A 15,192-nucleotide genomic window follows, 5' to 3' on the forward strand; every position below is an offset into this window, starting at 1 on the left:
CCCGCCCACCGATTCGCGTGTGCTGCACGCGGGCCGGACGGCGGGCACAACCTTGCCTGCGCATTTGATCTGCCATTTCGCGCCCATCGCCCTCCGGCATATCCGGTAGCTTCGCCATGATCCCAGGCCTTCTCCGCAACGCTGCCCGCTCACGGTTGATGCGTGCCATCATGGTTGGTGCCTATGGACAGGGTATCCAGATCGGCCTGCAATTGCTGGGCGTACCGATCATGGTCGCCCAGTGGGGGCTGGCCAATTACGGTGTGTGGCTGGCGCTGTATTCGCTGCCCGCCTATCTGGCGATGGCCGATTTCGGCCTGACGACCGCCGCGGCCAACGACATGGCCATGAGCATGACCAAGGGCGACAAGGATAGCGCCCACCACGTCTTTCAGGCCCTGCGCCTGTTGGTGGCGCTGGTGGTTGGCGCGCTGTTCTGCATCGCAGCGGCGGTGATTTTCTGGCCCTCGTCCACCATGCTGGACTTCGCCCAACAGGCGACAGATGGGCACGCGCGTGCCGTCACGCTGATCTTGGTGGTTTACGGGCTGGTGGGGCTGTCAAACGGCACGGTCAACGCCGGTTTTCGCGCCGTGGACCGCTTTGCCTATGGCGGGACGCTGTATCAAACTGTCTTTTTGATCGAAACCAGCCTGTTGCTGGGATCGATCGTGCTGGGCGCCACGCTGTTTCAGGCCGCAACGGTGATGATCGTGATCCGCGTGGGCGGCTCAGCCTTTGCCAATTGGACACTGCGCCGCCAGTTTCCCGAATTCGCCCGCCGCCAGGGCACGATCCGCATGGGCGTGCTGCGCCAATTGATGCGTCCGGCGTTGGGTTCGATGATCCTGCCTTTTGCCAATGCCACCGCCATGCAGGGGCCGGTGCTGCTGATCACTTCGATGCTGGGCGCGGCGGCTGTGCCGATGTACACCACCGCACGCACCCTTACCCGCTTCCCGTTGCAATTGGTGATGATCCTGTCGGTGGCCACGGTCACCCGGTTTACCGTGGCCCATGCGGCCGATTCTGCCCAGAACAAGGCGCGTCTTGTGCTGCTCAACCTGCTGGTCACCGCCGCGCTGCTGGTGCCCGCAACGCTGGGCGTGATCCTGCTGGGGCAATGGGTCATCTTGCACTGGACGCGCGGCGCGATTCATACCGATGGCGTGCTTTTGGCGCTGCTGGCCGGCACGATGCTGGCCAATGGCTGCTGGACAGTGCTGTCCAATTTCCTCATCGCGCTGAACCTGCAAGAGCGCTTTGCCTATTACTACGCGGCATCGGCGGTGCTGGCGCTGGGTCTGGGCCGATGGCTGATCCCGATGCTGGGTATTCGCGGCATTGGCACGGCGGTGCTGGTTGCCGATCTGTTGATGCTGACGCTGCTGATTTCGCTGGTGCTTCGTCTGGGGATCCTGAACCGCGCCGCGATTGGCGCCGAAGCTCAGGCCCTTTGGCGGCGCATCCGTCCCGCCGCCCAACCCGTTTCCTGACACGCCGGCGCCACAGGCCCGGCCGACAAGCCATTTTCCAAGGAGCCGTTTGAATGTCAGCAGCAACGCCCCGCTTCAGCATCCTGATCCCGGTCTACAATGCTGCCGGCTTCATCGAGGCAACCTTGCTGTCGATCGCCAAGCAGAACTTTCCGGGTGTTGAAATCATCCTGATGGACGGCGGCAGCAACGACGGCACGCTGGACATCGCGCGCGCCTATCCGGGGCTGGATATCAAGATCACCAGCGAGCCCGACAAGGGCCAGTTGCACGCCCTGCAAAAGGCCACGCAAAAAGCCACTGGCGAGATCTGCTACTGGCTGAATGCCGATGACATCCTGATGCCCGGCTCATTGGCCGAGGTGGACAAGGCCTTCCGCGACGACCCGACGCTGGACCTGGTGTTTTCCGACGACTTCGCCTTCTACGAAGAGCGCCAGTTGCTGGTGAACGGCGGTTTGATCAAGGGCATGACCTTCGCCGACCATTCGCTTTATTATCGCCAGATGTATTCCGAATGCGTGTTCTGGAAGCGGGAAAAGACCGTCCTGTTGCCCGAATCCTTCTACGATCTGCGGCTGTACACCGACTATGCCTTTTTCCTGAACCTGCGCATCGGGTTGAAGGAAAAGTGGCTGCCCAAGCGGCTTGGCGCGTTCCGCTCGGTCGCGGGGCAAATTTCGCAGACCTATCAGGATCGCCGCCGCACCGAACCGCCCCGCATCAAGGCCCATTGCTTTGAACGGCAAGGATGGTCGCCCCAGAGCATCGCGTTGCGGCGCGCGCTGCACGGGCCCAGCTTCTTCTTGCGCCAATGGCTGCGCCCGGCCATCCATGCCGCCTTGCGCGCTGCGGGGCGCAAACTGGATGGTGGCGCCAGCCGTGCGGCCAAGAACGATGCCTTCTTCAACGACTGGCTGAACCCGCAAAAGCCGGTGACGCCCGCGCTGATCCAGCTTCTCTATCGCTGACCCCCACGCGAGAGCCATGCCATGCCCAAGATTTCCGTTCTGATCCCGGCCTACAAACGGCCCGATGATCTGCGCAACACGCTGCGCAACACGCTGGAACAGGACTACAGCGACTATGAGATCGTTGTGGTCGACGACGGCACGCCCGACGACACGATCGAGGTCGCGGTGCGCGAGTTTCCGCAAGTGCGCTATGAGCGCACGCCTGAAAATCTGGGGCTGATCGGTGCGCGCAATTATGGCGCCCGCCAATGCCGGGGCGAGTTGATCCTCAATCTGGATGATGACAGCTGGCTGACCGACAAGGACGGTTTGGCCCGCATCGCCGAAGCGATGGACGCCAACCCCCAGATCGGCATCGCGGGCCTGAACATCGGTCTGGAGCGTCGAGGCTATTTGTGGCCAGTCGATGCCCCCTCACAGGCGCTGCGCGGATACATTGGCTGTGGCAACGTCTATCGCCGGTCGGTGATCGACGCGGTGGGCGAATATGTCGCGGAATTCCGCCGTCAGGGCGAAGAGCTTGATCGCACCATACGCGCAATCGATGCCGGATTTGACGTGCGCAGCCTGCCGCATATCCGGGTGTGGCACGCTGAATCGCCGATCAACCGCAAACCGCGCGATCACATGGCGTTCGAAGCAGCAAACTATCTGCGGCGCGAATTGATCCGCGCGCCTTTTGTGCTGCTGCCGCTGGGCATCGGGCGGGCGCTGCGTTTTGTGGTGATCAACCACAAGGCAATCAATATGCCGCTGTATCGCGAGGAAGTGTTGGGCAAGCGCGTGCCGCTGCGCGCCTTTGTGTGCAAATATCGCAAGCCCGTTGGCATCAAAGCCTATTTCAACTGGCTCTCGCGCCCCTGAACAGGGCGCGGCCCGCCTAGCCGGCCACGACAAACGCGAGCAGGCGGTGGAAAGCCCAGCCTGTTCGCGTTGCCGTACAAGGGATCAGGCGATGCGCATGGTCAGCACGCCCGTGCTGCTGTTGATATAGACATTGCCGATCGACAAACCGCCGGTCGCAGCCGCACTGTCGTTGGCGTATCGCGGAAACCAGCTGGAATCGAAGCGCTGCGTGATACAGCCAGAACCATTCACCCAAATCACGTTATTGCCATAGGAGTTGCCCCCCTGCGTCACGGTCGCGGCCGTGCTGGCGCTGAAAATATGGGCATTTATCGAGTTCCACGCGCAGCCGCCCGAAACCTTTTTGATCACAACACCATAGCGCAGCGAATAGGGTGTTGCGCCACGATCAAAAATGCCCAGCGCCGGAAAGATATTCGAGCTGCTGTCTTCGAGCACCAACCCGTCGAACGCCTGTGGCAACGGGTTGGACGTGGCCGTGAAAGTGGCCGAATAGCCCGGAGGCCCCTCGATATAAGCGCTGCTGAACAAATTCTTGAGGCAACCCTTGAGATAGATCCCAGTCGCGCCGCTGTTTTGCACTTCGATCGGGCCAAACTGATTCATGCTGGCGCCGTTCAGGAACAGCCCCTGGCCATATGTGCTGCGATTGCTCTGTCCGGAATACCAGGCCTTGATATTGGACACGCGATTGTTGGCAAAGGAGGGTCCGAAGTAGAAACCACAAAGCCCCGAGCCCCCAGCATCCAGATTGCTGTAGAAGCTGTCATAGCCCAACAGTTCAAAACCGTGGCCACCGCAATCCATCGTCCAGATGCGATCGAAATAGTTGGCGCCACTGGCCTGCACCCGCATACCAGACCCGGTCGCGTTCAGGATCAGCACATCATAGACGGCATTGCGCGGATCGCCTTTGCCAAAACGGTTCATGTTCGCGTGGCTGACCCAAGAGCCGGTCAAGTTGAGATCGAGACCAATGTTCGCGCTGCCCACGTTGGCACCATCGATGGTCAGGCTGGCGATGGTGATATTGGCGTCATCACCCGTTGCGTTGGCGATCACCGGACCGGTGCTACCCGCCTTTTGCCGCAAGACAGTGCGGCCGCGCCCGGTCCCCATCAGAGTCGCGCCATTGGGCACAACAATGTTGCTGACCATGTAAGCCCCCGTCGGGCTGCCATCCAGCAACAGCGGCTTGCCCGCCGCCAGCGCGGCGTTGATCGCGGCGGTTTGATCCGTCGTGCTGTCGGGCAGGATGCCCAGCGACGACGCCGTGACGAACCCAGCCGTTGCCAGCGCAGCCTCGGCTGCTTGGGCGCGGGCAACCTCGATGGTGAGATTGGACGCGTTGGTGGTCGACAACGCGACGGCATTGGCCGCGTTGGTGCTGGCCTGAATGGCCAGCTTGCGCGAGATCATGTCAATCATTGTGCCATCCTGTAGGTTACGGTGCCATCGGTCAGTTGGATCGACAGGTAGAGTTCGGCTCCTGCCTCGCTTTCATCCCATACCCCCTCGCAGCAATTGCCCGTAAACAGACCCCAGACCCCGCCGCCAATCGTGACGGGCAGCCGGGTGCCCCCCGCGTCGGTCGAGCGCAGCACCTGCACGCTGCCGGACCAACTGCCCGCCAGCGAAAGGATGACACTGCGCCCAGACACCGGATGATATGGTCCATAGACCCCGGAACTGCTGGCGGTGCCTGCCAAAGCCGTGGTCGTGGGGGCGGCAACGGCTACGGTGCCCGCCACATTTTGCGTAGCGGGAAAATTGGCGACCGTTACCGAGGGCGCGATCTCTGCCAGGCTGGCGCTGGAAGGCGTGGAGGCCAGAACCGAGCCTTGGGTGATATTGGCCCAGACGTTGGTCACCACCGTAGGCGGGGTGGTGGCAATGTTCAGCATCAGCACATGCGACAACAGATCACCTGCTGCAAATCCGGTGCCGCCCTGCAGCGCGGTGTATTGCGTCTGAACCATCTGCTGACCTGTCAGCTTGCCAATCGGGGCGACAGGGGCAGTGGGTTGCCCAGTGTTGCCGGTGCCCCAATTCACATAGCTCAGTTGTGCTCCATCATCGCGAACCAGCCAATACACCCCGGCCGCGTCCACCACCGACACATCGGCCAAGGGCGCACATGCGCCCGAAACGATCGCCACCGGCAAGGGCGTGATGGCGGTTACGGATTGCGCCAATCCGTTTGCATCGGAAAATGACATGCCCATTTGCGGGACAAACCCACCCGGCGCCTTGATTTCTAAGTTGGACATTCTGGCTGCTCCATCGAATCGACTAAAGCAAACCCTATCAAATTGGTTTAGGTGTAGGACAGATTTTTCCTATTTGGTTATTTTCACAGACATCGAGCGACCTCGCCCCATTTCCCGGCACACCAGCCCCCACGCACCTTGTGTGCAGTTGCAAAGTGTGTTTTTTGCCCTCACTAAGTGTTTCCCCGGCTTGCCTTGTTGCACCGAACAGTCGGGGGATCCGCCAAGGCCCTTGCATGGAGGAAATTTTGAAACCTCTGAACGCCGCAAACTCCAGCATGCTGGCAGGCGGAGCCAGTTTTTCACGCGCCGATCGTATTCGTCGGCAGTTGTGGGTGATCACCTGGGCCCTGCTGGCCGCATGGACACCGGCCCCTCTGCATCGTTGGCGTTGCTTCCTTTTGCGCGCCTTTGGTGCCCGGATTGGCAAGGGCGTGCTGGTATATGGCTGCGTGCGCGTCTGGTATCCGGCCAATCTGACCGTCGGTGACAACGCCTGCCTGGGCCGCCGCGTGACCTGCTATAATCAGGGCGACATCACCATCGGCGCTCGCGCGATTATCTCGCAGGGTGCACATCTATGCGCCAGTAGCCATGATGTCAGTGACAGGCACTTTCAATTGACGCTGCGCCCGATCCAGATTGACGCCGATGCATGGGTCGCAGCGGATGCCTTTGTTGGTCCAGGGGTCAACATTGGCGAAGGTGCGGTACTGGCCGCCCGCGGCGTGGCTTTTACCGATCTGGACGCATGGACGATCTATCGCGGCAACCCTGCTCAGCCGATCAAGGCCCGCAAATGGCGCAATTGAGCGGTTTCGGCGGTCATAGCTGGATGTCGGCCGTCAATCGGCATGTCCTTTGCCTGACGGTCGCTGGCTTTGCGACGATCGGCGCCAATGCCCATGCGGCCAGCGTTGGCGCGGCCGGTCGGTTCTGTCCCCGCAACTTTACCGCCAACACCTATTCCGTAACCCGCTTTTCCGCGGACAATGTGGACCTGCAACGCCGCCATCCCACATATCAAAGCGGCACGCGGATGTATTTTTTCAACTGGATCAACGGCATCAGCAATCCGAATGACCGGATTGAAATTGCCCCCGACCAGTCCGCCCATGTTTGGGGAATCAGCGGCCCCAATGGACAGATGTCATCGGCGGCGCAGATCCCTGTTGCCCCTTATTTCGTCGGCAAAGTATTTGGCGGCAGCATGTGCGTGTCGGTGTTGATCCAGTTCGATCCTGCACTGGTCGATACGACGAAAGGCTTTCCCGCCGTTTGGGCGATGTCCTTCGAACATCTCAATCAAGCGCGCAGAAAAAGCGGTGGAGAGCCAAAGGACAGCTACGAAAATTTCATGGAGTATGATTTTTTCGAGTTCTACAAAAATCCGCCACCGCAATATTTAGGCAGCATTATCCATTGGTACGGGCGATACCGGCAAGATTGCCGCAATCGGGTATTTTGTAGCCGCGCGTTCTCTTTCCAGAACTTTGGTCGCGCCATCCCCAGCGGCACCGACTGGAACACGCAATGGCATGAGATTGGTGCAATCATCACCCAAAAGACGCCGAAATCGCCGCAAAAAATCGAATATTTCTTTGATGGCAAACGGTTGGCCGATCCGTTCTATATGAACGGCGGCGCCATGTCGTTCCTGCCCATGGAACCGACTGCCCCTGACGATCACCGCATGGTGCTGCTGTTTGGCAGCAATTCTGCTCCCTTGCGGATCAAGGCAGTCAATGTCTTCCAGCCAACCGACTCGCAAAATCTCGAAAACTGAACGGCATGTTCAATCCCGAGCGCGCAAAACCTTGCCATAGAGGAACAGATCGGCACGGTCCTGCTCCTCTTGCGTGAAGCGTGGCCGAACCACTCGGGCGGGAATACCCATGGCAACGGAATAGGGCGGAATATCCCGCGTTACCATGGCGTTTGAGCCAATAACCGACCCCCGCCCGATGCGAACGCCTTCCATGATCGTCACCCGCGATCCGATCCAGACATCGGATTCGATCACCGTAACTGGTCTTGGGGTGCTGGGAAAATTATAGCGCATGGGCACTTCAGCATCACCAATCAGGTGATCATTGCCGATCACCTGTACCTCGGTGGAGATCATGGTCAGATCGCCAACCACGACCGGACCGTGAAAGCAGCCACTGTGACCGATCGATGCATAGCGACCAAAACGCGCGCCCACGATTGCCTCGTTGGGCGCCCATTGAAAGCCCTCCCCCGCCTCGGCCAGCTTCAACTTGCGCACCATATGACTGTGCAGCAAGGCGCGCAGCTTACGCTTCCAAGACGGCTCCACGCGGTCGCGGCATAGTACGATAACCTCGTCCCGAACGCGCATCGGGTGCATGCCCGCATCTGCCCAAGGGCGCTTGTTGAAGGTCGGCTTATCCACGCAACATCGCATCCACAGCATCATCAATCAGTTCACGCTGAACCTGTGGGGTGAAGCGCCCAATCAACGCACCCCGGCAGGCCTCGCGGCGCTGCCCCACGGTCATCGGCCATGCCAGCAGGCGAGAGATCGCATCAGCCAGCCCCGACACCGAGCCATAGGGGAAGAACGCCCCCGACTGCCCCTCGATCACCGCCTCCACTTCGGGCATTTGGCGGTCCAGATCCGAATGCGTCACCACCGGTGTACCATAGGCCAGCGCATGCATCGCCGTCAGGCCTACCTTGCCAGGGCTGACCACACAATCGGCCGCCATCACATAGCTGGCGATCCGGGTTTCGTCATAGATCGAGCCCACACAGCGCAGATCGACACCACGCTCGCGTGCCTGCGCCTGCAAAGCCTGTTCGGCAGGGCCAGTGCCGATCATCACGATCACCAGCGGGCGCCCTTGCGTATCCACCGAGGCCGCCGCATCCACCAACCAGTCATACTGGCAAATGTCGGTGATCCGCGAAATGGTCAGCAGAATCGCGGCGTCCTCGGGCAGATTCAACTCGGCGCGCAATTGCGCCATCGGCACGTGATCCAACGCCTCGAACTGGGCGCATTGCGCGTCCCAATCCAATGAATTGTAAATCACCGTAATCCGCCGGTCGTCAAAACCGGTTTGGCGGGCCAATTCCACCGCGCGGTTGCTGTAGACCAGAGCCCGATTCGCCAAGCCGAAATACAGATTGCGCAGCTTGCCCTTCAGCCAGCTTTCCTCACGGCGCCAACCATGAGCCCAAAAGCCCACCTTTATTCCGCGACAACGCGCCAGCAAACAGGCACGCCACGTTTGATGAATATTGGGATTACCAATGATAATCGTGGCATCGAACGAAGGATCTAGCGCTTGCTCATAGTCAGCGATCCGCATTTTCTCGGTTTTCTCATCACCGATAAAACTAATGGGATGCACCGTCACAAGATCATCACCCTTGAAGGCTTTGATCCCCTGAAAATCATTATGGCCGCCAAAAAAATGATAGGAATGCCTTTTGGATTTGGCCAATTCACGCATGACCGGCGCACGGTAATGCGGAAAATGATGATACAGAACGCTTATCTTTGCCATTATAGTGACCCATATATTTTTTGTTTCGACGTTACCCCACCCCGTCGCAACCCATTGCCTAACTACTCCATTCGTACCAATTCGTCACCAACTCTGGCGCATTTTATGGATTTTTTACCCATCTGGATAGGTTAGCACACACCTAACCTTCAACGAATGATTTCGGACGAGCGCTATTTTCGTAAAAGTTTCGAACGACGCTTAATAAGTAATCAGCACCAGCTTCGGCGGCGACATGATCTAAAGCCCATGCCCGGCGACGCACGCGCAATTCAGGCGTGAACACATGCTCCGCCACCATGGCATCAACCGCTGCGGCAATACTCTTTGGCGCAAAGGCCGGCACCACGCGGCCACGCCACGCTTCCTCCAAACACATCGACGCACCAACACGATCGGATGTGATCACAGCCGCACCGTTCAGCAGCGCCTCGCTGACCACGACGCCCCACCCGTCGTCTGTCGTGCGAGAGGGTTGTATCAGCAGATCGACGCCCTGCAAATGCGTTTGCACCTGATCCGATTGCAGGGCACCTGCATAAACGATGCGCTGATCGCGCTCAGCCGCCGCCCGCACTACCGGCGCCAGTTCGCCGTTCCCCACCACGGCCAGGCGAAAATTCGAGGTGATGTGGCGCGCAGCCTCCAGCACATCGAGGATGCCCTTGGGCTGTTCAAGCCGCCCGACATAGCCAATATGTAGCACATCACGCGGCGGTAAGACCTGCGGCTCCCCGCCGGGTTTGATGAAATAGCAAAACGGATACACCTGGGCCGGCTTGTACCCCGTCGCCAAAAACCACGATGGCCCGTGCGCGCCCACCGCCAGCACAAAGCCATTTCGGCGAATGCGCCCCTCGGTCAGCCAGCTTTGGATATAGCGCAAGACGCCCTTCACGCCTTCCCGCACGCGGGGCTCGTGAAACAGGCCAAACCGTCGACCGTGGCGAACGCAGGCCCCAATGCCTTTCGTCATGATCTCATAGTGCCGCATGCCGATAAACACATGCACAGTATCATCGCAAGATTGCCGGACATGCTCCTCGACCCAATCGGCATTGGGCGATTGCACCAGCGTATACAGCCCTTCGCACTGAGCCTTCCAACCCAATGCCAATCGGTCGGCAGGCACAGCCTGCGCGGCAACCAAAGTCACCGCACCAACCTCGGCATTTGCACATAATGCGTCCAAAAGACCACCGATGTGATGCGAGGCGTTATTCACATAAAATGTGAAATTACACTTTTTCACTACACCTGCTCCAATAGCGATAACAGCCTCAGGCTCTCGAAAAACAGATGAATAGCCAAAACACCGCTGCTCGACTTATTGGTTATTTTCATATCCGGACTTTGGCGGCCTCAAATCCAATGCGACGATAGAAAACGCCACAACGAATGACGTATACACACCTTGCAAAGCACCCTCAGTCACCGAGTAAACCAACGTTACGACAAACGCAATAATCTTAAAGGAATAGATACGATCAGAGCAAATTCTATAGGAAAACGACCCGTAATTTGACGATGCCGCTCGCAGAAAGACACTCTTATACAGCGAATATTGCAGAAAAAGGAACGCGGAAAGCCCCATCACCCCGCCATGTGCAATGTGATTGATCATCGCCGAGTGCAAATACATCAAATCCTCGGTGTAGGCACCAATACGGACCGAGGCATAGGCACCCATGCCCGCACCCATCAGGGGATGATCGACAAATTGCCGAATACCCCAAATCCAGGCCTGCGTACGTAGCGCCGATGTACCATCTGTCACCGTCAATTCGCTGAAATTTACAAGCGCAACGTAAATTGGGATTGAATACCCAACCACAATAAGGGCTGGGATCACAAATTTCAAAATATATTGCTCGTAATGGTGCCGAGCCCATATTTCAAAATACTTGGAGAGGTACAGCATTAATGCTGCGAGTACGATTGCGATATAGCCAGTCCGTGAATCCGACATATACAGGCAGGTAATCGATACGCCGATCATGCAAAGCGCCCAAAAGCGCTTAAACGTGCCATTCAATGAGGACCGCAACTCGGTCAGATTCCATACGGCACTCATACAGGCGGCGTAGCCTAGAATGCCGGGATGCCAGGTTATACCTTGCAGCCGGTATCGGCCGTCCGCAGCGGATTCGGAACCAACGTAAGCATCACCAACATTCAGCAGTCCGGTAATAAGTGAAGCCAGCGTCACCGCACCAAACGCGCTCATGAGGACATGGACAAAATTTATTTTTTCAAAATTCAATCTGGGACGCAAACAAAGCCCGATCATCAACATGCCCACAATTCGCAGATAAATTGGCAACATGTCTTTAAAATTGGGCCCGATGACCAAACTGATTCCCATGTATGTGCAAAACAGGATCGGCGCCGCCATATTGCGCAACGCGTTTCCGCCTGTTTTCAACAGCAGAAGGCCGGCAAAGATGATAATACCCCATCGCACCATTGGTAAAACCGCCGGCGAATAGTCATCCTTGATCGAAAACAGCACGATTTGAAGGAACACAGCCACAGCAACAGCTGACTTCGGCCAGGCTGAAAGGAGGATCTTCAGCTCTCGTTTGGTGGCAGCGGTTACGTTCTGCATTTCGAATTTCACTTGCTTGGGGCAATGGGGGATTGTGAGACCGGGGCGATGGTTCGCTTCAGTTCACTTTGCTCACTCCAAACGCCCGAATGGAAACGCTGCCCTGTCCCGGCGCCAGAGCCAGTGAAATCCAGTTGAACGGACATTGCGGATCAACCGTAACATCGCTCGACCACACATGACTGCGTGGGTCCATGCTTCCTGCATACCATGAATCAGGCTGATGGCCGCAGCTCCAGCCGATCCGCACGCGTGCACTGTCATGGCCATCACTGTCGAGCGCGCGCCATTGCACCCGGTATCGCCCGCTGACAGGCAAGACCATCTGCTGCAGGACGTTGACGATCGCCGGACTGCTGCTCTCGACTTCCAGCACGTTGCCACTGCTGTCCGGCCTGATGTATTGGGTCACGTCGGAATTTTGCGGCAGCTGCCAGGCCAGCAGCGTGAAATTGCGCCCCTGTTCAGCCGTTTTGAACGCGGGATCGAACACCATGCTCCGGGCCAGTTCGGGGCACTGTGCGTTACGCAAGGCGCGCGCTTCGTTGGTGGCGTTGATCAGCACCAGCCTTTGAACCATCACACCAGTCTGTTCACAGCCGGCGATATGCCCATTGCGGGCCATGCGCAGCAGCACATCCATGCGCCGGACCACCTGATCCAGCGGCGCGGTTTCGACGTTCTTCAAATAGGTCGGCAGCCAAGGCGGATTGAGCGCCGCGCGCGCCGCCAGTCCCTCGCGCGCCTGTTCGGTGCCATCGATCATGGCCATCACTTGCGGATTGTCGATGAGGTCGGGCGATTGGCGCAACAATGCATCGGCGCGCAAGGTCGCGACGCGATCATCCTGCAACTCGATGGCGCGCGCCATCCAATAGAGCTGGGTAAACGGGCGGCGCCAACCCTGACCGCCGGCCACCAGCATCGCGGCCTCGGCGCCAGACGTATCGCCTGTCGCCAAACGGTAGCGGCCGAGCAATTCAGCGCTTTCCGGTTCCATCGGATCGCGATCGATATGCAGCTTCGCCAAGCGCAAGGCTTCGGCGGGTTTGCCATCCAGTTCGGCGTTACGGATTGCAACCTGCAAGCCCTGCACCATCAAGGCTTCGGCATAGCGGTTGGCAAATGTGGGATGTTCCGCGGCAAAGCGGTCCAACCCACTGTACGCGGCCAACGCCATATAAATTGAGGTGCCAACGAGCGCCAAGCAGAAGCCCAATCGCCCCGTCCGGCGGCCCGTCGGTACCATTGGCATCACTCGCCTCCCGAATAATCACCGTACTGGTAGTAATTGTAGGAGTAGTAGTGATAATATTCACCACCGACGCGCTTGGCGTCAAACTTGGTCAACACGCCGCCCAGCACGGTCGGGCGCACCGCCAGCAAACGCCGCATCGCGGTCTTGAGCGCGCCACGACGGCTGCGGTCGGCCTCGACGATCATGATGACACCATCCACCTGCGTCGCGAGCAAAGGTGCGTCGGCCAGACCCAGCACCGGCGGCGAGTCAATGATCACCACATTGAATTCGCGCCGCGCCTCGTCCAGCAACTGCCGCATACGCACCGAGGAAAGCAGTTCGGTCGGGCTCTGCGGCACCGGGCCGGACGTCATGACAAACAGGTTGGCCTGAGTGGCGGGGCGCACGGTATCCGCCAGACCGCCGTTATTGGCCAGATAGGTCGAGAGACCACGGTCGTTGTCATAATCGGTCACGCGGTGCAGCGTGGGACGACGCAAGTCGGCGTCGATCAACAGCACCTTGTGCCCGGCCTTCGCCAGAATCGTCGCCAGCGAGGTCGAACTGGTACTCTTGCCTTCCGCTGGCTGCGCGCTGGTCAGCATCATGACCTGCGGCAAGCCCTTGTCCGACACGAACATCAACGCGCCACGCAACGAGTTGAACGCTTCGGACAGCGCAGACTTGGGATTGTCCAGCAGCGCCAGCGGGTTGTTCGACTGGGCATGCGGGATGACGCCCAGCATGCTGACGCCCAGCTTGGTTTCCAGATCGTCGGGAACGCGGATAGAGTCGTCGAACTGGTCCTTCAGGTACACCGCAATGGCCGTGACCAGAATACCACCCAGGATCGAGGCAACAATGTTCAACAGAACATTGGGCGAGGACGGCTTGTTCGGTTCAATCGCGGGGTCGACCAGCGACACGTTCGACAGGTTCGCCCCGGCGACCGCGTTCAACTCCTTGAACCGCTCCAGAAGGCCGTCATACACCTGCCGGTTGGTATCGGATTCGTGGGTCAACAGACCGTACTGAACCGCCAGTTCCTGTTCGTTCAGCGTTTCAGCCTTCAGTGTGCGAACCTGCTGCTGCAACTCAGCCTCGGCCTGCTTGGCCGCCATATATTCGCCATGGACCGAATCACGGATCGCCCGCGCGACGCGCTGGATCTGCGCGTTCAGCGAATTGAGCTGCGCGCGCTTGGCCACAACCGTGGGATAGTCTTCAAGATGGTGCGCGCGTTCAACACCCAGCGCCGCCTCGACTTCGGCCTTTTGCGTCATCAGACCAGTGATCGACGCGTTGGTCAGAACCTCTGGCGCGCTCATCAGGTTGGGCCCCTGCAACGCGCCCCAGCGCGATTCGACGGCGACGCGCTTGGCGGTTGCCTCATTCATCGCGGTGTTCTGCTGGATCAGGCTGGACGTGGTCACCGAAGTGCCCGCGCCGCTGCTGTTCTTGGCGTTATCAGACACTGCCGGCCGGGTGATGATCAGCCCGTTTTGGCGCGCGTACTCGTTCAGCGCGCGCTCGGACTGCTCCAGGCGCTGACGCGAGATTTCCAGCTGCTTGGACAGGAATTCGCGCGCATAGGCTGAACTGTCGACCTTGCGCTGCAGGTTGTACTCGATGAACTCGGTCGCATAGGCATTGGCGATCGCGGTCGCCAATGCCTTGTCGGCGCTCTCATAGGTCACCTTGACCACGCGGGAGTCGCGCGGCAGCACGATATCCAGATGCTTCATCAACTGGTTGGCCGCACGCAGCTTGATCTTCTCCAGCGTCATCCCCACCGGCGGCTGCGACACCTCCTCGGCCAGATAGAACTTGGGATTGCCGGCCAGATTCAGCTTTTGCACCACGCGCAGCGCAAGGCTGCGGCTTTTCAGCACATCGACCTGCGTCTTCAAAAAGCGCTCGGTTTCCGCGCCACCGCCGAATTCCTGATCACGCTCATCGTCGGTCTTGAGGACGCGACCGCTTTGATTGTTGATCTGCAGCGTCGCCGTCGCAGCATAGCGCGGCGTCTGAATGAAAGTGGTGATCAGGCCAATGGCAATAGCGCCCAACAATACGGCAACGATCAGTCGGCGGTTGGAGCGAATGGCACTGGCAATATACCGGAAGTCCAGCGAGGACTGGCTCAGGACAGCCGGATTAAGGTCCATGTCCGCCAGCCCGCCAGCATAAGGCGCCCGCAC

Annotated in this window: 14 protein-coding genes; 6 read left to right on the forward strand and 8 right to left on the reverse strand. The window is 59.0% G+C overall.

Going from position 1 to position 15,192, the window contains the following annotated elements:
• Window positions 1-158 precede the first annotated feature (158 nt).
• Genes GTZ99_RS13890 through GTZ99_RS13900 form a run of 3 tightly spaced genes read left to right on the forward strand, consistent with a single transcriptional unit; the run spans window position 159 to window position 3,334 of the window.
• The gene (locus tag GTZ99_RS13890; protein ID WP_161719851.1) at window positions 159-1,496 is read left to right on the forward strand and encodes a lipopolysaccharide biosynthesis protein; all 1,338 of its coding nucleotides are present in this window, start codon (window positions 159-161) and stop codon (window positions 1,494-1,496) included.
• A gap of 53 nt (window positions 1,497-1,549) precedes the next feature.
• Window positions 1,550-2,467, forward strand: coding sequence for a glycosyltransferase (locus GTZ99_RS13895; protein ID WP_161719854.1), 918 nt, complete (start codon window positions 1,550-1,552; stop codon window positions 2,465-2,467).
• A gap of 21 nt (window positions 2,468-2,488) precedes the next feature.
• Window positions 2,489-3,334, forward strand: coding sequence for a glycosyltransferase family 2 protein (locus tag GTZ99_RS13900; protein WP_161719856.1), 846 nt, complete (start codon window positions 2,489-2,491; stop codon window positions 3,332-3,334).
• 84 nt (window positions 3,335-3,418) lie between these two features.
• Here the strand turns inward: GTZ99_RS13900 and GTZ99_RS13905 are convergent, their stop codons facing one another.
• Window positions 3,419-4,765 carry a glycosyl hydrolase family 28-related protein gene (locus GTZ99_RS13905; protein WP_161719858.1) on the reverse strand — a complete coding sequence of 449 codons (1,347 nt, stop codon included), beginning with the start codon at window positions 4,763-4,765 and terminating at the stop codon, window positions 3,419-3,421.
• Window positions 4,762-5,607: a hypothetical protein gene (locus GTZ99_RS13910; RefSeq protein WP_161719860.1), complete on the reverse strand. Its 846-nt coding sequence runs from the start codon at window positions 5,605-5,607 to the stop codon at window positions 4,762-4,764. Before GTZ99_RS13910 ends, GTZ99_RS13905 begins: the two co-directional genes overlap by 4 nt.
• Before the next feature lie 236 nt (window positions 5,608-5,843).
• Between GTZ99_RS13910 and GTZ99_RS13915 the strand changes: the two genes are divergently transcribed.
• Both GTZ99_RS13915 and GTZ99_RS13920 read left to right on the forward strand, forming a co-directional pair.
• Window positions 5,844-6,419, forward strand: a complete 576-nt coding sequence (locus tag GTZ99_RS13915; RefSeq protein ID WP_161719861.1) for an LbetaH domain-containing protein — start codon at window positions 5,844-5,846, stop codon at window positions 6,417-6,419.
• Window positions 6,407-7,393, forward strand: coding sequence for a hypothetical protein (locus GTZ99_RS13920; protein WP_161719863.1), 987 nt, complete (start codon window positions 6,407-6,409; stop codon window positions 7,391-7,393). Before GTZ99_RS13915 ends, GTZ99_RS13920 begins: the two co-directional genes overlap by 13 nt.
• Before the next feature lie 9 nt (window positions 7,394-7,402).
• Here GTZ99_RS13920 and GTZ99_RS17050 read toward each other — a convergent pair whose 3' ends face one another.
• Together GTZ99_RS17050 and GTZ99_RS13930 are read right to left on the reverse strand one after the other, a co-directional pair.
• Complete coding sequence (locus tag GTZ99_RS17050; RefSeq protein ID WP_320076689.1) at window positions 7,403-8,023, reverse strand: acyltransferase; 621 nt, start codon at window positions 8,021-8,023, stop codon at window positions 7,403-7,405.
• A complete protein-coding gene (locus GTZ99_RS13930) occupies window positions 8,016-8,822 on the reverse strand; it encodes a glycosyltransferase family 4 protein (protein ID WP_161719865.1) in 807 nt (268 codons plus the stop codon). The genes GTZ99_RS17050 and GTZ99_RS13930 overlap by 8 nt, the downstream gene beginning before the upstream one ends.
• 99 nt (window positions 8,823-8,921) lie before the next feature.
• Here GTZ99_RS13930 and GTZ99_RS13935 point away from each other — a divergent pair, with 99 nt between their 5' ends.
• Window positions 8,922-9,278: a hypothetical protein gene (locus tag GTZ99_RS13935; RefSeq protein WP_161719867.1), complete on the forward strand. Its 357-nt coding sequence runs from the start codon at window positions 8,922-8,924 to the stop codon at window positions 9,276-9,278.
• A gap of 7 nt (window positions 9,279-9,285) precedes the next feature.
• Here the strand turns inward: GTZ99_RS13935 and GTZ99_RS13940 are convergent, their stop codons facing one another.
• The 4 genes from GTZ99_RS13940 to GTZ99_RS13955 all read right to left on the reverse strand — a co-directional run bounded on the left by GTZ99_RS13940 (window position 9,286) and on the right by GTZ99_RS13955 (window position 15,192).
• Window positions 9,286-10,395, reverse strand: coding sequence for a glycosyltransferase (locus GTZ99_RS13940; RefSeq protein ID WP_161719869.1), 1,110 nt, complete (start codon window positions 10,393-10,395; stop codon window positions 9,286-9,288).
• A 75-nt stretch (window positions 10,396-10,470) separates the two neighbouring features.
• On the reverse strand, window positions 10,471-11,763 hold the full coding sequence (locus GTZ99_RS17145) for an O-antigen ligase family protein (protein WP_161719871.1): 1,293 nt from the start codon (window positions 11,761-11,763) through the stop codon (window positions 10,471-10,473).
• Window positions 11,764-11,809: 46 nt separating this feature from the next.
• Complete coding sequence (locus GTZ99_RS13950) at window positions 11,810-12,931, reverse strand: hypothetical protein (protein WP_161719873.1); 1,122 nt, start codon at window positions 12,929-12,931, stop codon at window positions 11,810-11,812.
• A 74-nt stretch (window positions 12,932-13,005) separates the two neighbouring features.
• Entirely contained in the window at window positions 13,006-15,192 is a 2,187-nt protein-coding gene (locus GTZ99_RS13955; RefSeq protein ID WP_161719875.1) for a GumC family protein, read from the reverse strand.

It is taken from the genome of Novosphingobium ovatum (assembly GCF_009909235.1).
Lineage (GTDB): Bacteria > Pseudomonadota > Alphaproteobacteria > Sphingomonadales > Sphingomonadaceae > Novosphingobium > Novosphingobium ovatum.